Source organism: Paractinoplanes deccanensis (genome assembly GCF_016862115.1).
Classification (GTDB): Bacteria; Actinomycetota; Actinomycetes; order Mycobacteriales; family Micromonosporaceae; genus Actinoplanes; species Actinoplanes deccanensis.
In genome coordinates this window covers 103,688-128,249 of the sequence record NZ_BOMI01000178.1, presented here as the reverse complement: position 1 = coordinate 128,249, position 24,562 = coordinate 103,688, and the positions used below count along the sequence as shown (strand labels likewise).

22 protein-coding genes and 1 pseudogene are annotated in these 24,562 nt (G+C 72.4%); 12 read left to right on the top strand and 11 right to left on the bottom strand.

Translation table 11 applies throughout. The annotated features are described in order from the left end of the window. Nucleotides 1-2,791: DNRLRE domain-containing protein (locus tag Ade02nite_RS42630; protein WP_203776518.1), on the bottom strand; the 2,791-nt coding region annotated here is incomplete at its 3' end. Nucleotides 2,792-2,917: 126 nt separating this feature from the next. Beyond that, complete coding sequence (locus Ade02nite_RS42625; RefSeq protein ID WP_203776516.1) at nt 2,918-3,733, bottom strand: alpha/beta fold hydrolase; 816 nt, start codon at nt 3,731-3,733, stop codon at nt 2,918-2,920. A 177-nt stretch (nt 3,734-3,910) separates the two neighbouring features. Between Ade02nite_RS42625 and Ade02nite_RS42620 the strand changes: the two genes are divergently transcribed. Continuing rightward, the gene (locus Ade02nite_RS42620; RefSeq protein ID WP_203776514.1) at nt 3,911-5,335 is read left to right on the top strand and encodes a DJ-1/PfpI family protein; all 1,425 of its coding nucleotides are present in this window, start codon (nt 3,911-3,913) and stop codon (nt 5,333-5,335) included. A 1-nt stretch (nt 5,336) separates the two neighbouring features. After that, nucleotides 5,337-7,208, top strand: a complete 1,872-nt coding sequence (locus Ade02nite_RS42615; protein ID WP_203776512.1) for a sensor histidine kinase — start codon at nt 5,337-5,339, stop codon at nt 7,206-7,208. Nucleotides 7,209-7,215: 7 nt separating this feature from the next. Here Ade02nite_RS42615 and Ade02nite_RS42610 read toward each other — a convergent pair whose 3' ends face one another. The 3 genes from Ade02nite_RS42610 to Ade02nite_RS42600 form a co-directional block, all read right to left on the bottom strand. Beyond that, complete coding sequence (locus tag Ade02nite_RS42610; protein ID WP_203776510.1) at nt 7,216-7,821, bottom strand: response regulator transcription factor; 606 nt, start codon at nt 7,819-7,821, stop codon at nt 7,216-7,218. Nucleotides 7,822-7,839: 18 nt separating this feature from the next. Continuing rightward, nucleotides 7,840-8,223, bottom strand: a complete 384-nt coding sequence (locus Ade02nite_RS42605) for a DUF1330 domain-containing protein (RefSeq protein WP_203776508.1) — start codon at nt 8,221-8,223, stop codon at nt 7,840-7,842. Between the two features lie 156 nt (nt 8,224-8,379). Continuing rightward, a complete protein-coding gene (locus Ade02nite_RS42600) occupies nt 8,380-9,249 on the bottom strand; it encodes a Kelch repeat-containing protein (protein WP_203776506.1) in 870 nt (289 codons plus the stop codon). A 117-nt stretch (nt 9,250-9,366) separates the two neighbouring features. Here Ade02nite_RS42600 and Ade02nite_RS42595 point away from each other — a divergent pair, with 117 nt between their 5' ends. Continuing rightward, a complete protein-coding gene (locus tag Ade02nite_RS42595) occupies nt 9,367-10,083 on the top strand; it encodes a helix-turn-helix transcriptional regulator (RefSeq protein WP_203776504.1) in 717 nt (238 codons plus the stop codon). A 9-nt stretch (nt 10,084-10,092) separates the two neighbouring features. Here the strand turns inward: Ade02nite_RS42595 and Ade02nite_RS42590 are convergent, their stop codons facing one another. Next, nucleotides 10,093-11,244 (bottom strand): acyl-CoA dehydrogenase family protein, encoded by a 1,152-nt coding sequence (locus Ade02nite_RS42590; RefSeq protein ID WP_203776502.1) that lies wholly within the window; start codon nt 11,242-11,244, stop codon nt 10,093-10,095. Nucleotides 11,245-11,310: 66 nt separating this feature from the next. On the opposite strand from Ade02nite_RS42590, the gene Ade02nite_RS42585 reads away from it, so the two are divergent. Further along, the gene (locus tag Ade02nite_RS42585) at nt 11,311-13,314 is read left to right on the top strand and encodes a M6 family metalloprotease domain-containing protein (protein ID WP_203776500.1); all 2,004 of its coding nucleotides are present in this window, start codon (nt 11,311-11,313) and stop codon (nt 13,312-13,314) included. 10 nt (nt 13,315-13,324) lie between these two features. Here the strand turns inward: Ade02nite_RS42585 and Ade02nite_RS42580 are convergent, their stop codons facing one another. After that, on the bottom strand, nt 13,325-14,527 hold the full coding sequence (locus Ade02nite_RS42580) for an NAD(P)/FAD-dependent oxidoreductase (RefSeq protein WP_239169451.1): 1,203 nt from the start codon (nt 14,525-14,527) through the stop codon (nt 13,325-13,327). A gap of 76 nt (nt 14,528-14,603) precedes the next feature. Here Ade02nite_RS42580 and Ade02nite_RS42575 point away from each other — a divergent pair, with 76 nt between their 5' ends. Genes Ade02nite_RS42575 through dhaK form a run of 5 tightly spaced genes read left to right on the top strand, consistent with a single transcriptional unit; the run spans nt 14,604 to nt 18,583 of the window. Continuing rightward, on the top strand, nt 14,604-15,326 hold the full coding sequence (locus Ade02nite_RS42575; protein ID WP_203776498.1) for a LuxR C-terminal-related transcriptional regulator: 723 nt from the start codon (nt 14,604-14,606) through the stop codon (nt 15,324-15,326). 20 nt (nt 15,327-15,346) lie between these two features. Next, nucleotides 15,347-16,207 (top strand): class II fructose-bisphosphate aldolase, encoded by an 861-nt coding sequence (locus Ade02nite_RS42570; protein WP_203776496.1) that lies wholly within the window; start codon nt 15,347-15,349, stop codon nt 16,205-16,207. After that, nucleotides 16,204-16,971, top strand: coding sequence for an HAD-IA family hydrolase (locus tag Ade02nite_RS42565; protein ID WP_203776494.1), 768 nt, complete (start codon nt 16,204-16,206; stop codon nt 16,969-16,971). Before Ade02nite_RS42570 ends, Ade02nite_RS42565 begins: the two co-directional genes overlap by 4 nt. After that, entirely contained in the window at nt 16,968-17,591 is a 624-nt protein-coding gene (dhaL, locus tag Ade02nite_RS42560; protein WP_203776492.1) for a dihydroxyacetone kinase subunit DhaL, read from the top strand. Before Ade02nite_RS42565 ends, dhaL begins: the two co-directional genes overlap by 4 nt. Continuing rightward, nucleotides 17,588-18,583 (top strand): dihydroxyacetone kinase subunit DhaK, encoded by a 996-nt coding sequence (gene dhaK, locus Ade02nite_RS42555; RefSeq protein ID WP_203776490.1) that lies wholly within the window; start codon nt 17,588-17,590, stop codon nt 18,581-18,583. The genes dhaL and dhaK overlap by 4 nt, the downstream gene beginning before the upstream one ends. Nucleotides 18,584-18,660: 77 nt before the next feature. Here the strand turns inward: dhaK and Ade02nite_RS42550 are convergent, their stop codons facing one another. Next, on the bottom strand, nt 18,661-19,587 hold the full coding sequence (locus Ade02nite_RS42550) for a quinone oxidoreductase family protein (RefSeq protein ID WP_203776488.1): 927 nt from the start codon (nt 19,585-19,587) through the stop codon (nt 18,661-18,663). An 84-nt stretch (nt 19,588-19,671) separates the two neighbouring features. Here Ade02nite_RS42550 and Ade02nite_RS42545 point away from each other — a divergent pair, with 84 nt between their 5' ends. The 3 genes and pseudogenes from Ade02nite_RS42545 to Ade02nite_RS42535 all read left to right on the top strand — a co-directional run. Beyond that, on the top strand, nt 19,672-20,052 hold the full coding sequence (locus Ade02nite_RS42545; RefSeq protein WP_203776486.1) for a MarR family winged helix-turn-helix transcriptional regulator: 381 nt from the start codon (nt 19,672-19,674) through the stop codon (nt 20,050-20,052). Nucleotides 20,053-20,067: 15 nt separating this feature from the next. Further along, the gene (gene argG, locus Ade02nite_RS42540; protein WP_203776484.1) at nt 20,068-21,480 is read left to right on the top strand and encodes an argininosuccinate synthase; all 1,413 of its coding nucleotides are present in this window, start codon (nt 20,068-20,070) and stop codon (nt 21,478-21,480) included. Between the two features lie 90 nt (nt 21,481-21,570). Next, nucleotides 21,571-21,836 (top strand): annotated as a pseudogene (locus tag Ade02nite_RS42535) (IS5/IS1182 family transposase); the annotation flags it as partial. A 64-nt stretch (nt 21,837-21,900) separates the two neighbouring features. Here Ade02nite_RS42535 and Ade02nite_RS49960 read toward each other — a convergent pair. From Ade02nite_RS49960 to Ade02nite_RS50510, 3 genes are all read right to left on the bottom strand, one after another. Continuing rightward, nucleotides 21,901-22,479 carry an Atu4866 domain-containing protein gene (locus Ade02nite_RS49960; protein ID WP_239169450.1) on the bottom strand — a complete coding sequence of 193 codons (579 nt, stop codon included), beginning with the start codon at nt 22,477-22,479 and terminating at the stop codon, nt 21,901-21,903. Nucleotides 22,480-22,541: 62 nt separating this feature from the next. After that, a complete protein-coding gene (locus tag Ade02nite_RS42525) occupies nt 22,542-23,393 on the bottom strand; it encodes a helix-turn-helix domain-containing protein (RefSeq protein ID WP_239169449.1) in 852 nt (283 codons plus the stop codon). An 88-nt stretch (nt 23,394-23,481) separates the two neighbouring features. After that, nucleotides 23,482-24,471 carry a carbohydrate binding domain-containing protein gene (locus Ade02nite_RS50510; protein WP_203776482.1) on the bottom strand — a complete coding sequence of 330 codons (990 nt, stop codon included), beginning with the start codon at nt 24,469-24,471 and terminating at the stop codon, nt 23,482-23,484. Between the last annotated feature and the right edge of the window lie 91 nt (nt 24,472-24,562).

The window sequence follows — 24,562 nt, the reverse complement described above, 5'->3', positions numbered from 1 at the left end:
CCAGGTAGGTCACCTCGAGCGCCGGGCGCAGCATCGGCTCGGGCGCCTCCGCCGACAGCAGCATCGCGCGGGCGGTCTGGTTGACCTCGTCGCGCTGCCGCAGCAGCAGGCCGTAGTTGCCGCCCGGGTTCGCCACCCACGACTTGGCCGCGGGCGTGACGTTCCACGTCATCCACTTGGGGTCGTTGGTGAAGCCGTTGTTCGCCGCCGACCAGCTCGTGTCGTACGCGCCGCCGTCGGTGCCCCACGTGGTGGTGCCGTCGGTCGTCTTCCACGTCGCCTTGGTCTGGTCGAAGCCCTTGGTGAGCTTGTAGACGTCGACGTACTCGTCGGTGTCCGTGCCCGGGTAGAGGCCCACGTTCCACATGCGCAGCTGCGCGTCGGTGACCTGCGCGTTGACCGGGATGCCCGAGACCGGGAACCGGACCAGGCCGCGCGTGTCGCCGTAGACCGTCGAGTTGTTGCCGGGCGACACGTACGGGTCGCCGGCGTAGCTGTTGACATTGGTGGTGGACTGCGTGGCCGACAGCGTCGTGTCGGTCACCCCGGTCCGGAAGATCTTCGTGATCTGCCCGGCCTTCGGCAGCATGGCCTGCACCGTCGGGCCCGGGATGATCTTCCCGTCGGTGGTCTTGACCGCGACCATGTAGTAGAAGAACTTCCGCTTCATGATGTCGGTCTCGGCCGCCGCGGTCGGCGCCGCCGTCGTGTCCTGGAACGTCGTCGTGGCCTTGCCGACCGGCGCCACCAGGGTCGCCGCGGACGGCGTCCAGGTCTGGAAGACGCTGCGGTGGACCTGATATTCGGCGATGTCGGTGCCGGTGTACGCGGGCCAGTCCAGCACCGCGCCGGTCGCCGTGATGGTGGTCGGCGGGTTCACCGCGACACCCGGCTTGCCGTACGTGATGAGCAGCTTCGGCAGGTTGAAGTCGCGCCGCGCGTTCTCGTACGCGAACTCCGAAGCCTGGAAGATCGCGCCGCCGCGGCCCTTGTCCGCCTCGTTGACCGCCTTGACCATCAGGCCGTTGTTCGGCGACGTGCCGTTGACCCACTCCTGCACGACGTTGCGCACCGGGAACGACGACCACACGCTCGACTTGCTGTTCGCCTTGACGGTGTTCGCCTTGGTGAACCGCACCGCGTCGGCGATGACCGCCTTGCTCGCCACGTCACCCAGCACGACCTTGCCGGCGGTGCCGGCCGCGAACGGGTGGACGCCGAGCGTCTTCCACGCCCCGGCCGCCGTCGGCGTCGTCTGGTCCACCGTGTACGTCTTGGAGCCGCCGTTGTAGTGGACGGTGTACGGCGCGTTCGCGGCCCGGTCGAACTCGCCGACGTAGTGCACCTCGACCAGGTAGTTGCCGGCCTCGGTGATCGTCGGCACCCACGTGTACGTCTGACCGGTCGCCGCGTCGTTGTTGACCCGGTAGTCCCCGCCGATCGCCTTCGCGATCATCGCGGTGTTCGTCGAGGGCGTCCAGGTGCCCGACGCGGCGGTGTTGCTGTCGCCGTCGTCGACCGTGACGATGTTGCCCACCGGCTCGGCCGCGATGTTGGCGTTCATGCTCGCCCAGGTCGCCGTCGTCTCCGACCACGGCGCGGTGATCTTCCGCGCCTCCATCGGCACGTCCTGGCCGTACGCGTAGTACGAGGAGTCGTAGTAGAGCTGGAGCTGCGCGTCGTCGATCGGGGTGCCGGCCGGCACCATGCTCGTGTCGAACTTGAGCATCGACCGCCAGGCCGCCGTCGCGTCGGTGCCCACCCGCAGCTCGTACGAGCTGTCGAAGTTGGTGGTCGCCGCCCCCGACGAGATCTCGACGTCCTGCGCGTCGGTCGGCACCGGCTGCACCTGGATCGTCGGGTCGATCACGATCGGGTACGCGCGGGCCTTGTCGTTCAGCCACGCCGGGTCGGCGGACACGGTGATCGCCGAGCCGGTGACCGTCTGGGTGACCTTCGTGCTCCGGGCGCCCTTGGCGTCGTACATGTAGGGCGCCGGCATGCGCAGCACCACCGCGCCCGACGCGCTCAGGAACGAGATGGAGCCGTCCGCCTCAGCCCGCGGCGTCAGGCCGTCGGCGTCGAGCGAGAACGTGTACGAGGAAGCGCCCGCCTTCCGCAGGACGATCTTCTCCTTGAGCTCCGTCGAGCTCACCTCGTAGACCAGCTCCACGCCGTCCACGGGGTAGGTCACCGTCGAGCCGGACACCTTCGGCGCCGCCTTGCGCGCGGCACCCGGCAGGCCCAGCTCGATCGACCGGCCGTCCTTCTCGAACCGCACCAGGTTGTCGGTCCGGTCGCCGAACAGGCTGGTGAACGCGTTGGTCGCGTTGCCCTGCACATAGCCGGCCCGGCCGGTCGGCTTCACCTTCGTGTCGATCGGCTTGTACGCGCCCTTGGCGTCGCGGTAGTGCACCGGCACCGCGGAGATCTCCGCCTGCAACCGGCCGTCCGACAACTGGTAGACCTTGCCGTTCGCGGTCCGCTTGGCGGCGACCTCCCGCACCCGCTTCTGCGCCGGCCACTTCTTGCCGGCGGGCGGACGCTCGTTGACGGCGAGCCCCGCGCTGACCGGCTCGGCCTTGCGTTCGCCCCCGCCCGTGCCGCCGCCCACCAGATCGCGGACCGCCCCGCCGAGGCGATCCCGCAGCCCCGGCTCGCTCGTCTGTTCCGCCGCCGCCACCGCCGGTGCGGTACCGTCGTCCCGCGTCGCCACGTAACCCCAGTAGCCTGAGCTCGCCACGAGCATCAGCACCAGGGCCGCGATCAACACGCCCCGTCTTCTCCCCATGCCCCTCGTCCTTCGATTGCCGGCACACGACAGGGAGAAGGTAGGAAGACAAGATATTCACGAGCGCATATTCGTCATACATCAGCCGGTGGCGGCCCTTCGAGACCGACGGGCAGCGAGACACGTTCATCGGTTCTGCGCCGACAGGAACTCGCGCAGCGGGGGTGCCACCGCCTGCGGGGTGAGGGTGTGGTTCTCGGTGGGGATCTCCAGGAGCTCGCCCTTGGGCAGCACCTCCGCGATCGCGGCGGCGGCCGGCTTCAGGAACGGGAACGTCTGCTCGCCGACGAGCACGAGCACCGGGACGGTCACGCCGGCGTACCGCCGCAGCGGTGCCGGGTCGCCGGCCATCAGGCCCGCCATGACGCGGCCGTCGTAGCGCAGCGTGGGCGCGACCCGGATCGCCGGCTCCCACGTCGGCATGGCGGTCATGCCGCCGAGGTACTCCTCGGGGATGCCGACGCTCTCGACGGTGAACAGCTTGAGCGCTTCCTCGCGCCGGTCCTCCGCGAGCAGCGCGTCCAGCCGCGGCAGGTAGTCGGCGGGCACCGGCGGGCGCTGGTCGTCGACGACGAACGGCGGCTCGAACATCACCACCCCGTCCACCGGCAGCCCGGCGCGCGCCGCCTCCAGGGCCAGCACGGCGCCCGAGGACTCACCCAGCAGGACGGCACGGCCACCCGCGTGGGCGATCAGCGCCGCGATGTCCTCGATCTCTCGGCGCACCTCGTACGGCTGGGTGTCCCCGCTCGCGCCACGGCCCCGCCGGTCGAACACGATCACCCGCAGGGCGCCGCCGGCGGCGCCGGCGATCTCGGACGGTGAGGGCTGCACCGCCCGGTGCGCGGTGGCGCCGTAGACGTGCACGACCGCCGGCGCATCGGCCGGGCCGTGCTCGTCGAAGGCGATCCTCGTCCCGTCCTGGGATTCCACAGTGCCCATGTCATCTCCTCGAGTCAGGCCATCGAGTCTCGCCCTCCCGCGCGGGCCGGGCCAGTGCTCCCGGTCATCGGCCGGCCGTGCATTTTGCACACGGAACTCGCGCTTCAGCCACTGGGTACGCCGCCCCGCACGGCTCCACACTCGGCGCCAAGGACGTTGCGTCGAATGGAGGACGACATGCTGCGCATCCTGTACCGGGCCGGTGTGGTGCTCGTCGCCGTGCTGGCCCTGCCCCTCGTGATCGGGGTCAGCCGGGCGACGTCGTACCAGCGGACGCTCTACGAGCCCGCCGCCGACACCTCGGTGCCCGCCCCGGCGCGTGACCTGCGGCCACCCCCGCACGATCCCGGCAAGCCGACCGTCGTGGTGCTCGTGGGAAACCACGGCGCCAACGTCGGTGACGTCCTCGGGCCGTACGAGACGTTCGCCGTCACCGGGGCGGTCAACCTCTACACGGTCGCCCCCGAGCGCCGGCTCGTGCCGCTGACCGGCGGCCTGGACCTGCTCCCGGATCTGAGCTTCGCCGAGCTCGAGGAGCGGCTGGCCGGTGCGGCGCCGGACGTGGTGGCCGTACCGCAGATGCCGCGGGCCGAACCGGCCACGACCGCACCGGTGAACGCCTGGCTCAGCCGCCAGGCGGGTGCGGGCGCGCTGGTGCTCGGCGTCTGCATCGGCGCGGAGGTGCTCGCCTCGGCCGGGCTGCTGGACGGGCGCGACGCGACCTCGCACTGGTTCCGGCTGGGCGACCTCGAGGAGCGGTATCCCGCCGTCCGCTGGCAGCGGGCCACCCGCTACGTCGACGACGGCACCGTCATCACCACCGGCGCCGTGCTCTCCGGCATCGACGGCGCGCTGCGCGTCGTCGAGCGTCTGCTGGGCGAGCGGACGGCGGCGGCCGCGGCCGCCGCCGTGGGCTGGGCGCATTACCGGCCCGGCGCTCCCGCTCCGTTGCCCGGCTCCACCTTCGGCCCGCGCGACACCATCGCCGGCGTCAACCTGACCTTCCGCCCACGGCCGGACATCGGCGTGGTGCTGACCGACGGCGCCGGCGAGATCGAGCTCGCGTCGCTCTTCGGCACCTACACCGAGGCGGCCTACGCCGGCCGCCTGGTCGCGCTCGGCATGGACGCCGCCCTGCCGGTCCGTTCCCGGCACGGCCTCGTCTTCGTGCCGCGCGGCGGCCTGTCCGCGATGCCGGACCTGGATCGCCTGCTTGTGCCCGGCGCGAACGCCGCCGTCCGGCACCGCGCCGCGCTGGACGCCCGAGCGCGGGAGCTGGGCGGCCCCGCGCCGGAATACCCGCACGCCGAGCCGGGCTTCGCGTTCGATCTGGCACTGCGCGACATGGCCCGCACGATCGACGTGCCGACCGCCCGGTGGCGGGCCAAGACGCTGGAGTACCCGGCGTCCGGGCTCTCCGGCCTGGCCGGGCCCGGATGGCCGTGGGGCGCGACGATGCTGCCGTTGCTCTACGGGCTGCTCGGCCTGCTGGCCGCCGGCGCCGTGCGGGTCGTGGTGCGGCGCGCACGGCCGGACGTGAACACGTCGGGTACCGTCGGTGACCGCACGATCCGGCCGCGGGCGCAGCGCGCGAGGAGGTGACGTGGCGGGCGACGGTGGTGAGCGCGGGGCCCTGGCCCCGCGGCTCGCCTGGGTGCTCCCCCTGGCGTTCCTCTGCCTGCTCGTGCCCGCCCGGGCCGGGGCCGCGGTGGCGCTCGGCAACGGCGCCACCGGCGCGGCGATGACCGTCGCGCTGTTCGCCCTGCCGTTGCTCTACACCGTTCCCCGCGGCCGGGTGATCTGGGACGGTCACCCGCGGTCGCTGCTGGCCGCCCAGGCCGTCCTCACCTTTCTGCCCTTCGCCCTGTTCGGCCGTACCTGGGCCGTGGGCCTGTCGGGCCTGCTCGGCGGCCTGCTGCTGCTCACCCTCCGGCCGCGGGTGGGCTGGGCGCTGTTCGCCGCCGTCGTCGCGGCCGAGGCGGTGCTGCGTCTCGGCGTGTTCGGCGCCTACCCGCAGGGTGGCGCGCAGTTCGTCTCGGCGGTGTTCGTCGTCCCGATCGACACGGCGCTGCCGTTGTTCGGGCTCGTCCGCCTCGCCGATCTCGTCCGCGAGCTGAGGGCGGCGCGAACCGAGCGGGCGCGGCTGGCCGTCGCCCAGGAGCGCTCGCGGGCCGTCGCCCGGCTGCGCGCGGCGGTCGGCGGGCGCCTCGAGACGGTCGCGGAGCAGGCTCGGGACGCGATGGCGGTGCTGTCGCGCAGCCCGGAGCAGGCGCGGGCGAGCCTGGCGGAGGCGGCACGGGTCGCGAGGCAGGCCGCGGAGGAGGTACGCCACACCGCCCGCGACCGGCCGGACCCGGGACCGTCCGCACCGCCGCGCACCGGCAACACGGTGGCGCCGCGCCTGGCGCTGCTGGTGCTCCTCGTCGACCTCCTCGTGTACGCCGGGCACCACCTGGTGATCGTCGCCGACGCGGCCTCGGGCGCGGCGGCCACCGCCGCCGGGATGGCCGCCACCCTCGGGATCGTCGCGTTGCAGCTGTACCACTCGCTGGCCGGGCGGGCCTGGCGCGTCACGTTCCCGGTCCAGGTGCTGCTGTTGCTCGTGCTGGTGGCCGCCACCACCGGCGACGAGCACATCTCGGGCATCGGGATGGCCGCGTTCCCGGCGGGCTCGGCGCTGTTGGTGCTGTCCGGCCGCTGGGCGTGGGCGGTGTTCGGCGCCGTCGCGGCGAGCGTGGGCGTGCACTGGCTGCTGTTGTACCCGGCGGGGTTCGCGGTGGCGGGCTTCCTCGTCGGGGTGGCGGCGTCGACCGGCCTCGCGGTGTACGGGTTGTCGCGCCTCACCGATCTCGCCGAACGGCTGGAGGCGACCCGCCGGGAGCTGGCGCGGGCCGCGGTGGAGCGCGAGCGCCTGCGGGTCGCGCAGGACACCCACGACCTGCTCGGTCTCGGCCTGTCCGCGGTCGCGCTCAAGTGCGACCTGGCCCGGCGGTTGATCGGCCGGGACGACGCCCGGGCCCGTGGCGAGGCCGGCGCGCTGGTGCGGCTGGCGGCTCAGGCGCGCGCCGACATCCGCGCGGTCACCACCGGTGGGCACGGCCTGTCCCTGCACGCCGAGCTGGCCGCCGCCCGGGAGCTGCTGGCCTCGACGGGCATGGACGTCCGGGTCCGCGCCTCGCCGCACCGGTCGCTGCCGGCGGACGTCGACGGCGTGCTGGCAACCGTCCTGCGGGAGGCGGTCACCAACGTGCTGCGCCACGCCCGCGCCACCCGGTGCGAGATCCAGGTGGTCCGGCATGGAGGGTCGGTCACTCTCCGCGTGACCAATGACGGCGGTACGGGCGGCGCGCCGCAGCAGCGCACCGGCGGGCAGGGGCTCGCCAACCTGGCCACCCGCGCCGCCGCCCTGGGCGGGCACGTCGGCTCGTGTGCGCACGGGGACGACTTCGAGCTGACCGTACGGATCCCCGTCTGAGCGGGGTTCACAGCCAGCCGGCGTCGCCGGCGATCCGCGCCGCGTCGACCCGGTTGCGGGCGCCCAGCTTGGTGACCGCCGACGCCAGGTAGTTGCGGACGGTGCCGTACGACAGGAACAGCTCCCCGGCGATCTCGGCCGCGGAGACCCCTTCGGCATAGCGCTTGAGGACCTCGGCCTCCCGCGCGGACAGCGGATTCGCCGCCGCCTCCAGCGCCGACAAGGCCAGCTCGGCGTCGAACACGCGGCCGCCGGCGGCAACGGCCCGCACCGCGGCCACGAGGTCGTCCGACGGGGCGTCCTTGAGCAGGAAGCCGGCCACCCGTGCGGCCACCGCGCGGCGCAGCTCGGCCGGCCGGCCCAGCCCGGTGAGAACGAGGACGCGGCACGCGGGCACCTCTTCCCGCAGCCGGACGGCGGCGGCGAGCCCGTCCTCGACGGGCAGGTCGATGTCCACCAGGGCCACGTCGGGCCGGTGCTCCCGCGCGGCGGGCACGATGCGGTCGCCGGCGGCCACCTCGGCGACCACCTCGAAGTCGTCCTCGAGGTTCAGGACGGCGACGAGGGTGTCCCGCAGGATGCGCATGTCCTCGGCGACCAGAATCCGCACCATCGGCTCCTCCCCGGGCCACTATCGCCGCTGAGCGCCGGCCGGCCAGGGCCGGGTCGGCTGGAGGACCGCTTCCTTCAGGGCAGCCGTACGCAGGTGCGTGACCCGCTGGTATTCCGGGTCGGCGACCATCCGGCTGAACGCCTCGCGGCTCGGATAGCGCACCAGCAGCACCGCGTCCCACTGCTGACCGTCCTCGGCGACGAGCGCGGTGTCACCGTCACCGGCGTAGAGCACCTCACCCCCGTACCGGGGCAGGAAGGTCTCCCGCAGGGCGTCGCCGTAGGCGGCGTAGGACTCCCGCCCGCCGTCGGCGAAGCGCAGCAGGTTGAGCATGACCACCGGGCCACCGGGGTCGGCGCGAAGGAACTCTTTCAGCTGGGCACCACGAGGATCGATCGCCATGCCTCAGCCTAAGCGCCGGTCTCCTCCGGGCGCGCCGTCGAGCACGTAGACCTGGCGGTGATGCGCGGTGAACACGAACGTGACCCACGAGTGAGCGTCCCGCTCCGGCTGGAATCGCATACAGCACGGCGCGATGCTAAAGCACCGCCTGCCGCGTCAAACGTGTAAAGACTCCACCCTGGCGCTGGCGACGGGAGTGGGGCCCAGCAACTCGAAACCGCCGAACGCCACCAAGGTGCTGCCCGCCACCGTGGCGGCGGAGAGCGACGTTCGGGGCACGGCGAGCAGGGGCTCGAGGGTCTCCCAGCGGTCGGCCGCCGGGTCGTACCGCTCGGTGGTCCGCAACGCGACGCCGGCGCCCTGGCCGCCGACGGCGTACACGTGCCGGCCCGCCTTGGTGACGCCGGGGTTGCCGCGGCCGGTCGCCATCGGCGCGATCGTCTCCCAGGTGTCCGTCGCCGGGTCGTATCGTTCGGCCGTGCGCTGGGAGACGGCGTTGTCGTCGCGGCCGCCGATCGCGTGCAGGCGGCCGTCGTGCACCGCGATCTTGAGCAGGCCGCGTTTGGAGGGCATCGGCCGTACGCTGTGCCACTGGTCGGTGCTCACCTCGTACGCGATGACCTTGTCGGTGGCGCTGTCGTCCTCGTCGAAGCCGCCGGCCACGTAGATCCGGCCGTCGACGGTGGCCGCGGCCGCCGCACCCCGCGCGGCGGGCAGCGGGCGGCCCGTGTGCCAGATGCCGTCCTCGAAGACCTCGACGACGTCCACGGTCTTGCCGCCCACGAAACCGCCGAGCACGTAGATCCGCTCGCCGGCCGCGGTGGCCGACGCGTTGCCCCGCGCCGTGGGCATCGGCGCGACCGGCGTCCAGGGGCCGCCGAGCCGGCCCAGCCTCTCCACCGCGCCGACCTCCTGCGCGAAGTCCGTGGTGAAACCGCCGATCGCGTACGGCACCTTCAGCACCGCGTCGATCAGCCCGCCGCGTGCCACGGTGAGCGGCGGGCGCCGCACCCATCTCTCGACCATCGTCGTGTCCCCTTCCCGAGTTGGTCCCTCCAGCCTCGGCCCGGGGGAAACGCCGCCGCCATGCGACGTTCGTCGTACTTGCGGCGCGCGACTACCGTCACGTACGTGGCATCTCGGATGACACTGAGTGATCGCGATGTGCGCACCATGCTCGGCCTGATCGGCAGCCCGGACGACGACGCCGATCCGGGCCCGATGCCGTGGTCGGTGCTGCACGGCCTGCGCGAGCTGATCTCCTGCGACGCGCTCGCCTTCTTCCGGCTCGACAGCGACCGGCGCGAGGTGCCGTGGGCGCGGGACCTTCCCGACGCCGGCGCCGACGACCTGCTCCCGGCGTTCTGGGCGCACTATCGCGACTGCCGCCCGTGCAGCTATCCCGACGAGTCGGGAGACCATCGCAGCGTCATCACGCTGAGCGACTTCCTGTCGCTGCGCGAGCTGCGCGCGACCGGCATGTACGCGGACTACCTGCGCCCGTCCGGGGTGCAGCGCGAGATCATGCTGTGCCTGCCCAGCCCGCCGCGGCAGACCGTGCGGCTGGTGTTGTTCCGCGGTCCCGGCCGGGACTTCAGCGAACGGGACCGGGCGCTGCTCACGCTCCTGCGGCCGCACCTGCACGAGCTGCACCGGGCGCGCACCAGCTCCGCGCTCACCACCCGGCAGCGGCAACTGCTGGGCCTGGTGGCGGCCGGCCACACGAACGGCCAGATCGCGCGCCGCCTCGGTGTCGCCGACGCGACGGTCCGCAAGCACTTGGAGAACATCTTCGGCCGCCTGGGAGTGCAGAGCCGCGCCGCCGCCGTCACCGCGGCGTTCGGCGTGGAGCCCGCCTGACCGCCGGGCTCAGGACCCGTACCCGAAGATCCTCGCGGCCAGGTCGGTCATCACCTCGGTGGCGCCGCCGCCGATGCCGAGGATCCTGGCGTCGCGGTAGTGCCGCTCCACCTCGGTCTCGCGCATGTATCCCATGCCGCCGTGCAGCTGCACCGCCTCGTCGACCACGTACTTGCAGGCGTCCACAGCGGCGTTCTTCGCCAGGCACGCCTCACCGGCGACCATGTCGCCCGCCGCGTGCCGGGCCGCCACCCGCCGGGTGTAGGTGCGGGCCAACTCGACGCGCTGTCTCATCTGTACGAGCTTGTGCCGCACCACCTGCCGGGCCGCCAGCGGCTTGCCGAACGTCTCGCGGGCCCGGGTGTGCTCGACCGTGAGGTCCAGGCATCGCTGCGCCACCGAGTACGCGTGCACGGCCATCACGATCCGCTCGGGCACGAAGACCCGGGCGATCAGCGCGAAGCCCTCGTTCTCGGCGCCGATCAGGTTGCGGGCCGGCACCCGGCAGCCGGCGAACGACAGCTCCGCGGTGTCCGAGCAGAGCCAGCCCATCTTGTCGAGCCGCCGGGACACCGTGAAGCCGGGCGTGCCCCGCTCGACGGCCAGCAGGCTGATGCCGGCCGCGCCGGGGCCGCCCGTGCGCACCGCCGTGGTGACGAAGTCGGCCCGCGCGCCGGACGTGATGAACATCTTGGCGCCGTCCACGATGTAGTCGTCGCCGTCCCGGACCGCCGTGGTGCGCAGCGCGGCGACGTCCGACCCGGCGTCCGGCTCGGTGACGCCGAGCGCGCACACCGTCTCGCCGGCGAGGGCGGGCCGGACGTACCGGTCGATCAAGGCTTTGTCGCCGGTAGCGACGATGTGCGGCAGGGCGATGCCGTGCGTGAACAGCGCGGCGTGACAGCCGGACGACCCGCCCGCCTCCAGGAACGCCTCGGCACTGACGACGGTGTCGACGGTGTCACCCCCGTCGCCGCCGTGCTCCTCGGCGAAGCCGATGCCGTACAGCCCGGCCGCCGCGGCCCGCCGGTGCAGCTCCCGGGGTATCTCGCCGGCCCGCTCCCACCCGTCGAGGTGCGGCACGATCTCCCGGCGCACGAACCGCGCCGTCGCCTCGCGCAGCGCCAGCCGCTCCGCCGTCTCGAAGGGATCGTCGTACATCGCCGCCGCCTTCCGCCCCCGCCGGATTGCATTGAACTATATCGATCAGGCTGCCAGGATGGCGGCATGACGAGTGCGCGGCGCGTGGTCTCGGCAACGTCCGTCCTGGTGCTGGCTCTGGCCGGTGCCCTGATCGCCTCGCCGGCCACGGCCGCGCCGCCGGGGGACGTCGATCCCGGCACGCCCTGGCGCATGCGGCACTGGCCGCAGACCCAGCCGTGGCAGGTCGACGAGGCCGCCACGCTGAGCGGCAAGGGCGGCGGGCCGCAGCCGATCGACCCGCAGCGCTACGAGCTGCCCGACACGATGACCTGGTCGGACTACCGGCCGGTGCCGGGCACCGATTGGGCCGATCCGGCCGTGCGCGGGTCGGAGCGCACCTTCAACGGCGCGCTCGTGCTCGTCGACTACCCGAACCAGCCGTTCGTCGTCACCCAGCCCGCGAACTCCACCATCTACGGCAACCCTTCCGGCGTACAGAATCTGGCCCGTGCCGACGTGCCGGGGTTCTATCGCGACTTCCTCAACAAGCCCGGCGCGCTCAACCGCGGTCACACCATCCACGAATACTGGATGGAGGACTCGAACGGGCGCTTCGGCATCGAGCTGAGCGCGTACGGCGTCTACCAGATGCCGGCCGACAGTCACGAGTACGGCATCGAGGCCCAGATGCAGCGCGGCCAGGGCTGCCCGGCCGGCGACACCTGCGCCCGCAACCTGCGCACGGACGCGCGCGCCGCCTGGATCGCCGCGGTCGGCGAGGCGGAGGCGGCCGAGTACGACTTCGTCTTCTTCCTCTCCGCCGGGCAGGACGAGTCGGCCACCTGGCAGGAGTTCGGCCCGATGAAGTTCACCACCAAGGAGGACGTGACCGACGAGTGGGGCCCGCCGGACGCCGCGTTGCCCAACTGGAACGCCACCCGCTACGTCGACTGGACCTCGTGGCAGGCCTCGGCCAACATCTGGCCGAACGCGACACAGGGCAGCTCGTTGCAGGCCGAGAGCTCCGGCATGTCCACCTACGCGCACGAGTTCAGCCACATCCTCGGGGTCGGCGACAACTACAACAATCCGTACAGCGTGCCGGCGCGCCGCGACTACAGCGGCCCGTGGGAGATGCTGAGCCGGGGCACGTTCAACGGTCCCGGCGGCCCGCACAGCCGCTGGCTGATCCCGGGCACGGCGGGCTCGTCGATGGGCGCCCAGCACATGCTGCGCAACAAGATGAAGCTGGGCATCGTCGACCCCGGCGCGGTGCTGCGGCTCTCCCGGTCGTCCCTGGCCGGCACGGGCGTCGTGGTGACCCGGGTGACGGCCCGCGCGGTCGACAGCGGGCGCGCGGGCATCAACGTCACGCTCGACGGCGGCGACCGCTCCCCCGCCTGCGACACGGCGGCCGACCCGTTCTGCGACGGCGGCGGCTACGACAACTACACCCTCGAGGTGGTCGACCGGATGGGCTTCGACTCGTTCACGCCCGACTCCGGCGTGCTGATCGCCAAGACCAAGGACGAGGACGCCGCCCCGTTCATCTGGACGATCGACGCGAACCCGCAGGACATCGACAAGATCGACTTCGTCCTGCCGGACGGCACCCCGCAGAAGATGACGATCGGCGACTACCGCCAGCTCTCCGACGCGCTCTTCCACGCCGGCACCGGCTCGGGCAGCCGCTTCGAACACGTCGACACCGCGAACCGCCTGCACTTCTACGTCCTCGACCGCAAACGCGACAGCGGGGGCGTCCTCTCGTACGAGGTGGCGATCCGCTCCCTCGACGGCGCCGGCCCGGCCCGGCGCGGCGTCCGCGCCTACCCGGACACGGCAAGCCCCGACCGCACGGGCTGGACCCGCTGCACCATCCCGGTACGCAACACCGGCCGAGCCACCGACGTCCTGCGCGTGACGGCCCCCGCCGCCACCCTCCCGCGCACGGTGATCGCCGTCCCCGCCGGCCGCACCACCCTGGTGGAGGTCTGGACGAAGGACACCCGCCGCACGACGGTGACCGTCACCTCGGAGAGCAACCCGTCCGCCACAGCCACCACCACCTGCACGACCCGAAAGTAAGGCGGCGCGATCACGCCCCGCCGAGGAGCCTGCCCACGTTCTCCGGGGCGAAGAACTCCGGTGGGGACGTCACGCCCGAGTTGAGGCGGGCGAAGGCGTCCTGCCCCTCGCGGCTGCCGGCCAGCGCCGACATCAGCTGGACGGTCTGCTCGTCCGGCGGCTGGAGCGAGGCGATGCCCAGGGTCATCTGGTAGACCGGCATGGCGCGGGTGTCGCGGCGGGTCTGGTAGCCGGCCAGGGCTTCGTCGTACGGGGTGGCACCGTCGAGGGTCTCGTCCAGCGCCGCGGCGAGGCTCTCGGCGTCGAGGAACGCGTCGGTGATGCCCTGGGCGGTGATGAAGTCGCGGTTGTAGCCGGCGTCGCCGACCAGCGCCCAGCCGGGGCCCCACGGGGTGCGGAAGTAGTTGGGCACCGACATGCCGACGATGCGCTCCTCGCGTTTGGCGTCGCGGATGCGCTCGGCGAAGGCGGGCGACAGCGCGAACGTCTCCATCAGGGTCGCCTCGACGTCGTCGCGGTGGTCGGCAAGCTCGGCGTGCGGCCAGCCGCCGATCACCAGGGTGAGGTCGTCGTTGGTGGGGCACACCGCCCAGCCGCGGCCCGGCCGGCTGTACGCCTCGAACGTGTCGGTCGGCAGGTTGCTCCAGTACGAGTAGTAGCCGACCGTCAGCGGCGGATGCTCCTCGTACGCCGAAGGCCCGACCGTCTTGGCGACCACCGAGTTGCGCCCGTCCGCGCCCACCACCACCCGTGCCCGTTCCGTGATCGGCGCCCCGCCGCGGTCGTGCCCGCGGATGCCGGTGACCCGGCCGTCCTCGACGGTCACCTCCTCGACCGAGAAGCCCTCGCGGACCTCGGCCCCCGCCTCGGCGGCGGCGTCGACCAGGATCTTGTCGAGGAGCGTGCGGCGCGGGGCGTACGCGTACGGCGAGTCGGCGCTGCCCGGCGCCCCGGCCAGGGTGAGCGGCCCGAAGTCGAACGAGTAGCGCCCCACCGGCGGGCAGCCGGTCGCCGCGACCCGGTCGAGCAGCCCCCAGCGCGACAGCGCGGCCGCGCCCGGCGGGTGGATCACGTGCGTCGACACGGTGTCGCTGGGAAAGGTGGCCCGGTCGACCAGCAGCGTGCGATATCCCTTGCGGGCCAGCAACATCGCGAGCGGCGACCCGGCGCAGCGCGCCCCGACCACGATGACGTCGTACGTCGTATCCGTCATCCCGCCATAGTGGAAGACGGCGGCACCCACATCAACAACAATGGCGTCACCGACATCAACAACATATGTTCGGCGGGTGGGAGTGCACAGCTTCCAGCTTGCCGAGGCGGTGGCCGACATCTACGGCGACCTCCGGCTCGGCACCGTGCTGCGCCGGCTGCTGTGGCACACGGCCCGGCTCACCGATTCGGCGGCGGGCAGCGTGTCGCTGATCGACGCGGGTGCCGGCCGCTACACCAAGGCTGCCGAGTTCGGGGCCTTCTGCCGCCTGGGTGATTCGTTCCCGCTCGACGAGGGTGCCACCGGGCGGGCGTTCGGCAGCCGCCGGCCGGTGGTGATTCCCGAGTACGGTCAGCTGCGCTCCGGGCATCTGGTCGCCGCCGACCGGGTGCGGCGCGGGTCGGCGGCGGCCGTGCCGATCTGGTGGCGCGGCGAGGTGGTCGCGGTGAGTGTCACCTTCGCGCCCGCTTTCTCCGTACGAGCCGTGGATGATCTGGAAACGCTGACCCAGGCGTCGGCGGCGGCGATCGTGCGCACCGCCGGGCGCGGCAGGCCCGGTCCGCCGCCCGCCGCGCCGGTCCCGTTCACCGCTCGTGAGCTGGGGGTTCTCGAGTTGATGCGGCAGGGCCTGACCTACCGCGAGATCGCCTCCCGGCTGGGGCTCTCCCCCAAGACCGTCGAGAAGCACGTCGGCGCGGTGATGCGCAAGACCGGCACCCGCAACCGTACGGCCGCCGTCGTGACCGCCCTGGAGAGCGGCTGGCTGATGGGGTGTTCACCCCATACCGCGATCGGGTGACCGGTGGCTTGACTGGGCGCATGCCCGTCGTGCCGATGAAGGACATCCTGGACCGTGCTCTCGCCGACCGGTACGGTGTCGGCGCCTTCAACATCGTCAACGATCTGAGCATCGAGGCCGTGCTCGCGGCGGCGGTCGAGGAGCGCGCGCCGGTCATCCTGCAAACCTCGGTCAAGACCGTCAAGATGTACGGCCGCAGGCAGCTCTTCGAGATCTTCCAGGCGCTCGTGCGCGACGTCGACGTGCCGGTGACCCTGCATCTCGACCACTGCCCGGACCGTACGGTGATCTCCGACTGCCTGGCCGGCGGCTGGAACTCGGTGCTGTTCGACGCGCACGAGCTGGACGTCGCCGAGAACCTGCGGCAGACGACCGAGGTGGTGGCGCAGGCGCGGCGCACGGGCGCGCACGTCGAGGGCGAGATCGAGGGCATCCAGGGCGTCGAGGACGACGTCGGGTCGGACGAGGCGTCGCGCATCCAGTCGCTCGAGGTGGCCGTCGACTTCATCAAGCACACCGGCGTGGACTGCTTCGCCCCGGCCATCGGCAACGCGCACGGGCAGTACCGGCAGGCGCCCACCCTGGACGCGCAGCGGGTCAGTGACCTGGTGGCGGCGACCGGCGTGCCGATGGCGCTGCACGGCGGCACCGGGCTCTCCGACGAGCAGTTCACCGATCTCATCGCGCGCGGCTGCGCCAAGGTCAACATCTCGACGGCGCTCAAGGAGAGCTATCTCCGGTCGTCCCTCGCGCACTTGAAGGAGGCGGAGGAGCGCGGCAAGTGGGATCCGCCGGCGCTCTTCCGGCAGCAGCGGGCCGCGGTCGTGGCGATGGCCCGCGCGCACATCCGGCTCTTCGGCGGCGCGGGGCGTGCCTGGTGACCGCCCTGATCTTCGACTGCGACGGTGTGCTGGCCGACACCGAGCGCTACGGGCACCTGCCCGCCTTCAACGCGACCTTCGAGCGGTTCGGCCTTCCCGCGCACTGGAGCGAACAGGAGTACGGCGAGAAGCTGCGGATCGGCGGAGGCAAGGAGCGGATGGCGAGCCTGTTCGACGATCCCGCGTTCGCGGCGGCCGTGGGCGCTGCCGACCGTACCGAAAGCCTCCTGACGTGGCACAAGGCCAAGACGGCGGCGTTCAAGCGGCTGGTCGCCGAGGGCCGCGTCCCGCCGCGGCCCGGCGTCGCCCGGATCATCCGGGCGGCGCTCGCCGAGGGATGGACGGTCGCTGTCGCGTCGACCTCGGCCGAGGAGTCGGTGCGCGCGGTGCTGGAGAACGCGATCGGCGCGCTCATCGCCCAGGTGCCGGTCTTCGCCGGTGACGTGGTGCCGGCCAAGAAGCCGGACCCGGCCATCTACGAGCTGACCGTCGAGCGGCTGGGCCTCGACAAGAAGCAGACGCTCGTCGTGGAGGACTCGCGCAACGGGCTGCTGGCCGCGACCGGCGCCGGCCTGCGCTGCCTGGTGACGGTCAACGGCTACACCCGCGGCGAGGACTTCACCGAGGCCGCCCTCGTGGTCTCGGAGCTGGGCGACCCGGGCCGGCCGCCGATCGAGGTCCTCGCCGCCCGCGGCCCGGCCCGGCCCGGCGACCTGGTCACCCTCGACGACCTGCGCGCCTGCCTGTCCGGAGGGGACGAATGAGCATCGACGACACCGAGCGCGTGGTCCGGACGATCGCCGAGACCGCGATCGAGAACGAGAAGTACTTCGGCGACCTCGACTCGGTGGTGGGCGACGGCGACTTCGGCTATTCGCTGGCGCGCGGCTTCGAGAAGCTGCTGCAGGGCTGGGACGACCTCGACCGGTCCTCGCCGGGCGCCTTCCTCAAACGTACGGGGATGGTGATCGCCTCCCGGATCGGCGGCACCTCGGGGCCGCTCTGGGGCACCGCCTTCCTGCGGGCCGGCGCCGCCGCGGCGAACGGCGCGGACGTCGTCGCGATGCTGCGCGCGGCCACCGAGGGGATCAAGGCGCGGGGCCAGTCCGACGTCGGCGACAAGACGCTGCTGGACGCGCTGGTGCCGCTGACCGACGCCCTCTCCTCCGCGCTGGCGGCGGGGAAGAGCCCGGACGAGGCGATCCGGGCGGCGGCGAGCGCCGCCCGGGAGGCGGCCGAGGCCACCATCGGCATGGTCGCCAAGCGCGGGCGCGCTGCGTACACCGGCGAGCGCAGCAGGGGCTCGGTCGACGCCGGCGCCATGGCGGTGGCGGTCATCGCCGAACGGATCAGCGAGACCTGGAAGCAAGGAGCGGCGTCGTGAAGAAGTTCGTCAATGATCCGAAGAGCTACGTCCCCGAGATGCTCGAGGGCGTCGCGCTGGCCAACCCGGACACCCTGAAGTACGTCCCCGCGTACAACCTGATCATGCGGGCCGACGCGCCCCGCGAGGACAAGGTGTCCCTCGTGCAGGGCTCCGGCTCGGGGCACGAGCCGGCGCACGTCATGGCGGTGGGCAAGGGCATGCTCGACGCGGCCTGCCCCGGCGACGTCTTCGCGGCCCCGCCGATGGACTACGTCTACGAGACCGCGAAGCTGCTCGCCTCCCCCCAAGGTGTGCTGCTGCTGGTGAACAACTACACCGGCGACCGGATGGCCTTCGACATGGGCAAGGAGATGGCCGAGGCCGACGGTGTCCGCTGCGAGATCCTCACGATCAACGACGACGTCGCCGTGCAGGACTCCCTCTACACCGTCGGCCGCCGCGGCGTGGCCGGCAACTTCTTCGTCATCAAGGCCGTCGGCGCCGCCGCCGAGCAGGGCTCTTCCCTCGAGGAGCTGCTCCGCATCGGCAACAAGGTCAACGACGTCGCCCGGACGATCGGCGTGGCCCTGACCGCCTGCACCCCGCCGGCCAAGGGCTCGCCGCTGTTCGACCTCGGCGCCGACGAGATCGAGTTCGGCGTCGGCATCCACGGCGAGCCGGGCCGCGAGCGCCGCAAGCTCGCCGCGGCCGACCAGATCGTCGACGACATGCTCGACGCCGTGGTGCCGGACCTGCCCTACGAGGCCGGCGACCGGGTCGCCCTCATGATCAACGGCCTGGGCGGTACGCCGATCAGCGAGCTCTACATCGCCTACCGCCGGGCACACCAGCGCCTGTCCGAGCGCGGCATCACGGTGGCCCGCAACTACGTGGGCGAATACTGCACGTCGCTCGACATGGCCGGCGCCTCGCTGACCCTCGTCCGCCTCGACGACGAGATCGAGAGCCTGCTCGCCGCGCCGGCCGAGGCCGCGGTCCGCATCTTCTGACCCTCCACGGCACGCGTTCTCCACCTTCTCTACGGCACGCCTTCTCTACGGCACGCCTTCTCTACGGCACGCCTTCTCTACGGCACCAGGACGATCCGCTCGTCGGTGTCCGCGGTCCACGCCCGCGCGACCTCGGCGAGCGGCACGGCCCGGGCCCGTACGTCGATCGCGCCCTCGGCCACCGCCGCCGCGAGCCCCGGCAGCTCCTCGATGATGTCGCGGGCGGGGACGGAGCCGATGCCGCTGCCGACGATCTGGAGCCGGGACGAGCGCAGCGCGACCGACGGGATCGGCGCCGTCGCGCCGGCCATCGACCCGATCTGGATCCAGGTCAGCGGCGCGGACCGGTCGGCGCGCGCGGTGAGCATCGGGATCATGGCGTCGGCGGCGGGCGCGCCCCACACGAAGTCGAGGACGACGTCGACGTCCGCGGCCCGGTCGATCCGGTCGAACGTGCAGGTCTCGTCCGCGCCCAGGGCCGGCAGCGCGGCCAGGCGCTTCGCGTCCCGCCCGGCGGCGATCACGTGCGCGGCGCCGAACAGCTTCGCGATCTGCACCGCCATGCGCCCGGCGTTGCCGGTGGCGCCGATGACCAGCACGCGCTGCCCCGGGGTGAAGGCGACGCGGCGGCGCAGCGCGATCCACGAGGACATGCCCGGGTTCATCGCGGCGGCGATCCGCACGGGATCGACGCCGTCCGGCAGCACGACGCTGCGGCGCACGTCGATGACGGTGCGGTCGGCGAACGTCCCGAGCTTCGTGTCGTCGAGCGCCGCGTAGCGCAGCCGGCCGGCCGGGTCGCGCACGACGGCGTCGGCGCCGGGCACCAACGGCAGCGCTCCGGTGCTGCTGTAGTGCGCGCCGGTGGCCTTGGCCCGGGTCAGGTGGTGCAGGGCGGCCGCGAGCACCTCCACGACCATCTCGCCGTCGTTCGCCGCGACGGGCTCGGCGTGGGTGCGGTAGGCGGGCGGGGCGCCGATCTCGGACAGGACGGCAGCGTGCATGACAACCTCCGGAAGAGATAGTTCGTATTACCAACTAACTCCAGGATGGTTGGTAACACAAACAATGTCAACTAGTCTCGGGCCATGAGCTCCGACGACTTCATGGACGCCCTCGTGCAGGCCACCTTCCACGTGACGGGCGTGCTGACCCGCATCGGCGCGGAGAACGACCTGTCGCTCACCCAGCTCCGGGTCTTCGGCATCCTGCGCGACCGGCGCCCCCGGGTGACCGAGCTCGCCGCCTACCTGGGCCTGGACAAGTCGACGATGTCGGGCCTGATCGACCGCGCCGAGCGCCGAGGGCTCCTGGCGCGCGACAAGAACCCGCACGACCGCCGAGCCGTCGACGTGTTTCTCACGCCGGCCGGGCACGAGCTCACCGAGCGGCTGTACGCGCAGGTCCGGGAGGCCTTGACGCCCGACCTGGATCGACTGCGGGCCTCTTTGCATGAAAATACGCCGTAGTGCATAATCCTTGTCGTGACTAAGGTTCTGTCCTCCCTCCCGGTCGGCGAACGCGTCGGCATCGCCTTCTCCGGTGGCCTCGACACGTCGGTCGCGGTCGCCTGGATGCGTGAGAAGGGCGCCGTCCCGTGCGCCTACACCGCCGAGATCGGGCAGTACGACGAGCCCGACGTGACCTCCGTGCCGGACCGCGCGATCGCCTACGGCGCCGAGCTGGCCCGGCTCGTCGACTGCCGGTCCGCCCTCGTCGAGGAGGGGCTCGCCGCCCTGGCCTGCGGCGCGTTCCACATCCGCTCCGGCGGCCGCACCTACTTCAACACCACGCCGCTGGGCCGCGCCGTCACCGGCACGCTGCTCGTGCGGGCCATGCTCGAGGACCAGGTGCAGATCTGGGGCGACGGCTCGACGTTCAAGGGCAACGACATCGAGCGCTTCTACCGCTACGGCCTGCTCGCCAACCCGTCGCTGCGCATCTACAAGCCGTGGCTCGACAAGACCTTCGTCGCCGAGCTGGGCGGCCGCACCGAGATGAGCGAGTGGCTGCTCGCCCACGACCTGCCCTACCGCGACCCTGTCGAAAAGGCCTACTCGACCGACGCCAACATCTGGGGCGCCACCCACGAGGCCAAGTCGCTCGAGCACCTCAACGCCGGCATCGAGATCGTCGACCCGATCATGGGCGTCCGGTTCTGGGACCCCGAGGTGGCGATCGCGACCGAGGACGTGACCGTCGGCTTCGTCGAGGGCCGTCCCGTGACGATCAACGGCAAGGAGTTCGGCTCGGCGGTCGACCTGGTCCTCGAGGCCAACGCGATCGGCGGCCGGCACGGCCTCGGCATGTCCGACCAGATCGAAAATCGGATCATCGAGGCCAAGAGCCGCGGCATCTACGAGGCGCCCGGCATGGCGTTGCTGCACATCGCCTACGAGCGGCTGGTCAACGCCATCCACAACGAGGACACGGTGGCCAGCTACCACACCGAGGGCCGCAAGCTGGGCCGGCTGATGTATGAGGGCCGCTGGCTCGACCCGCAGGCGCTCATGCTGCGCGAGTCCCTCCAGCGCTGGGTCGGCAACGCGATCACCGGCGAGGTCACCCTGCGCCTGCGCCGCGGCGACGACTACTCGGTCATCGACACCACCGGCCCGGCGTTCAGCTACCACCCCGACAAGCTGTCGATGGAGCGCACCGAGACGCCCGCGTTCGCCCCCGCCGACCGCATCGGCCAGCTGACGATGCGCAACCTCGACATCGCCGACTCCCGCGCCAAGCTGGAGCAGTACGCCCGCCTCGGCATGGTCGGCAGCCCCCAGGGCCTGGTCGGCGCCCTCCCCGCCGGCGGCGCCGAAGAGATCGCCTCCCGCGGCGCCGTCCCCGCCGACGGCGACCTGCTCGACCAGGCCGCCATGGAGTCCGGCACCGACTGATCCACCAGGTCACCGGCGCCCCGCCCAAGCCGGGCGGGGCGTCGCCTCAGAACTCCTGACTCAATCGGGCGCATCGGCATGACTTGATCTCTGTTTGTCCTGTTCACCGGCATCCGCTGGGAATGGCTACCCAACGAGCTCGGCTTCGGCTGCGGCATGACCTGCTGGCGCCGGCCGCGTGATGGGAACAACGCCGGTGTCTGGCAACGCCTGCACGAGCTCCTGCTGGCCGAGCTGCGGGCGGCCGGCAAACTCGACCTGTCCCGGGCGGCTGTGGACTCGAGCCATGTGCGGGCGCTCACGGGCGGCCCAAAACCGGCCGGAGTCCAGTAGACCGCGGCCGGCCGGGCTCCAAATTCTGCTCGAACTCGGCTGCGTGCTGATCTGCCGGCGCCGCCCACACCAAAGAGCTAGGAGTTCTTAGCGCCGGCGCATGACGAACTCGGCGTGGTGGAGCTCGTCGCCGATGAAGTCGCCGAAGGCGTAGAACCCGGTGTCGTCGAGGTAGTCGATCCGGTCCCCGTCGACCCAGTACCGCCCGGTGTACGCGTGCCGGCGCCCGCCACGCGTCTCGTCGTACCGTCCGTGCGGCAGCAGCTCCTGATGCAGCCAGTCCGCACGGTCCACCCAGACCCCGGTCCGCGCGCCACCGGCGTCCGCGGGCCGCTCGACGGGCTCCCCGTCCCGCACGACGATCCGCCCGCCGCTCACCAGCGCCCGCACGTCATCCCGGCCGACGATGACCCGCCACCACGGCGTCCCGAGCCGCGGCATGACACGCTGCGGCACCACGAGCAGATCCGCCGGCCTCCCGGCCGCCACGGCACCGACCACATGGCCCCGCCCGTCGGGCGCCGGCACGACGGCGACCATCCCGAGCCCCCGGCCGTCGACAACCTCACCGCCCACGCCGGCCCGGCCGACCCTGCCGTCGGCCACCGCAACGTCGGTGACCACGGTGCCGGACCCCTCGTACACCTGAATGTCCTTGAAAAGCATGCTCTCCCCTGCAGACGACGACCCCGCGGACGAACATCCGAACGCGGAGATCGCCAACACCATCACGGCAGCGAGTCGATCGAGTCGCACCACCCCATGGTCGCCGCCTCGCCGGCCGGTTGCCTGGGTGCGTCACTCCCAGGACTGATCGCCTCCGACCGCCTGAAGGCCGGGGTCGTCCGCAGCCGCTCGAACGCCGCCGCGGTGGGCGTTGCCGGTGCGGCCTGGTAGACCACGAGCTGCTGGTGCGGGTTGCCGTTGACCGTGAAGGCCGCGTACTCGATGTGCAGGTCGCCCACGTCGGGGTGCCGCACGTGCTTGACGTCCAGCGACTTGCCCTTGACCTCGTGCAGCCGCCACAGGCGGGCGAAGTCGTCGCTCGCCGACGACAGCTCACCGACGACCACGGCGATCCGCGCCGAGCCGGGATCGAAGCCGTAGGCGGCACGTATCTCGGCGACACAGCTGCGCGCTGCCCGGTCCCAGTCACGATAGAAGCCGCGGCCCGCGAGGTCGGCGAACACCATCCGGGCCAGGTTGTCGAACCGGGCGAAGCCGCTGTGCAACGCCACGGCGAGGGAGTTGGCCGCCAGGACGTCGAGGGCGGGCCCGACGATGAAAGCCGGCGTGCTCGCCCACCCGTCCATCAGCCGGAGCAACTGGGCGCTGACCGTCTCGTCGCGAGGGTGCCCGGGGCGCTGCGTGTCGTCGAGGCACAACCGGTGCAGGTGGCCGGTGGCTTCGGCGTCCAGGCGCAGCGCCAGCGCCACCGCGGCGACGACCTGCGGCGAGGGGTGCGTCTCACGGCCCTGCTCGAGGCGTACGTAATAGTCGGCGCTGACCCCGGCGAGCAGCGCGACCTCTTCGCGGCGCAGGCCCGGCACCCGGCGGCGGCCGTACTCCGGCAAGCCCACGTCCTGGGGTTTGAGGGCCTCGCGCCGGGCTCGCAGAAGTCACCGAGCGGCGTCGCATGGCTCATGACCGAAGGCTAACCCGCGCGGGTCAGGCGGGCAGCGCGACCAGGGACGCGTCCCGGATGCGCAGGTGGAAGTCCTCGGTGCGGCCGCCGACCTGGAAGGTCAGCTCCGAGTGGGCGCTGGTGCGGGCGGCGGCGAACTTGTAGAGGTGCACGCAGGCGTCCCGGCTGACGGACAGCTCGCGGTCGTACGACGGGTGGTAGGCCGGCGGCCGGCTGTCCTGCACGCGCACCCGGATGGTGGTGTCGCGGTCGGCGGTGGCGGTGAAGGCCAGGGCGTATGTGCGGCCCTCCACCAGCGTGACGTCGCCCTTGACGATGATGACGTCGCCGGGGCGTGAGGTGCCCGCGGTGACGTCCGCCTCGAACTGCCGGCCGTCGGTGGTCAGCGTGGCGGTGCCGGACTCGTTCACCCACCAGGAGCCGGCCTTCTCCCCCTCGGGCGGCAGCCGGAGCACGTCCTCACCCGCCGGCAGCGCCGCTCCCACGGGCAGGCAGACGTCGGGCGCCTCGGTGGTGGGCCGTTCGATCGCCGCGTCGGCCGTCGGCAGCTGGCGGCCCGTCCATCCCAGGGTGCCCACGATGCCGGCGCCGAGGCCCGCGGCGAAGACGACCGCCATCAGCGGCAGCAGGGCCCGGGGACGGCGCGGCGACGGCCGGTCCGCCGGCGCGGTGTCCGCCGGCTCCTCCAGCGGGGTCGCCAGCGACCGCCACAGGTCGCGCCACCGGGCCACCTCGGCGGCGATCTCGGGCTCGCCGACGCCGCTCGCGCTCAGGCACGCCGCCACGTACGACTCGACGAACTCGAGCCGGGGCAGGCGGGGCAGCCGCTTGCCGGACAGCACCTCGGAGGTGGTGCTCGGCGGCAGCGGGTCCATCCGGCCCTCGCCGGGCGCGTCGGTGCTGCGCCTCTGGGCGATCCGGGAGAGCTGCCGGAACGACGGATCGCCGGCCTGCGCACGGAGGCGGCGCAGCTCGGCGACGAAGTCTTCCGCGGTGCTCGGCTGTCGGACCACGACATGCACCTTAATCGATCTACGCCACCCCGGTGGACCCGTCCGGAGCGTTCGGGCCTGTTCCGGACAGTGCGGACCGGCTCGGCCGGTA

What these genes read in the sequence shown, in the direction of transcription:
- Ade02nite_RS42550 (WP_203776488.1), bottom strand. Translation starts at nt 19,587, where the DNA reads ATGCACGCTGCCGTCCTGTCCGAGATCGGCGCCCCGCCCGCCTACCGC.
- Ade02nite_RS42545 (WP_203776486.1), top strand. Translation starts at nt 19,672, where the DNA reads ATGAGCTCCGACGACTTCATGGACGCCCTCGTGCAGGCCACCTTCCAC.
- Ade02nite_RS42585 (WP_203776500.1), top strand. Translation starts at nt 11,311, where the DNA reads ATGACGAGTGCGCGGCGCGTGGTCTCGGCAACGTCCGTCCTGGTGCTG.
- Ade02nite_RS42605 (WP_203776508.1), bottom strand. Translation starts at nt 8,223, where the DNA reads ATGGCGATCGATCCTCGTGGTGCCCAGCTGAAAGAGTTCCTTCGCGCC.
- Ade02nite_RS42620 (WP_203776514.1), top strand. Translation starts at nt 3,911, where the DNA reads ATGCTGCGCATCCTGTACCGGGCCGGTGTGGTGCTCGTCGCCGTGCTG.
- Ade02nite_RS42625 (WP_203776516.1), bottom strand. Translation starts at nt 3,733, where the DNA reads ATGGGCACTGTGGAATCCCAGGACGGGACGAGGATCGCCTTCGACGAG.
- Ade02nite_RS49960 (WP_239169450.1), bottom strand. Translation starts at nt 22,479, where the DNA reads ATGCTTTTCAAGGACATTCAGGTGTACGAGGGGTCCGGCACCGTGGTC.
- Ade02nite_RS42600 (WP_203776506.1), bottom strand. Translation starts at nt 9,249, where the DNA reads ATGGTCGAGAGATGGGTGCGGCGCCCGCCGCTCACCGTGGCACGCGGC.
- Ade02nite_RS42570 (WP_203776496.1), top strand. Translation starts at nt 15,347, where the DNA reads ATGCCCGTCGTGCCGATGAAGGACATCCTGGACCGTGCTCTCGCCGAC.
- Ade02nite_RS42610 (WP_203776510.1), bottom strand. Translation starts at nt 7,821, where the DNA reads ATGGTGCGGATTCTGGTCGCCGAGGACATGCGCATCCTGCGGGACACC.
- Ade02nite_RS42580 (WP_239169451.1), bottom strand. Translation starts at nt 14,527, where the DNA reads ATGACGGATACGACGTACGACGTCATCGTGGTCGGGGCGCGCTGCGCC.
- Ade02nite_RS42595 (WP_203776504.1), top strand. Translation starts at nt 9,367, where the DNA reads ATGACACTGAGTGATCGCGATGTGCGCACCATGCTCGGCCTGATCGGC.
- dhaL (WP_203776492.1), top strand. Translation starts at nt 16,968, where the DNA reads ATGAGCATCGACGACACCGAGCGCGTGGTCCGGACGATCGCCGAGACC.
- Ade02nite_RS42590 (WP_203776502.1), bottom strand. Translation starts at nt 11,244, where the DNA reads ATGTACGACGATCCCTTCGAGACGGCGGAGCGGCTGGCGCTGCGCGAG.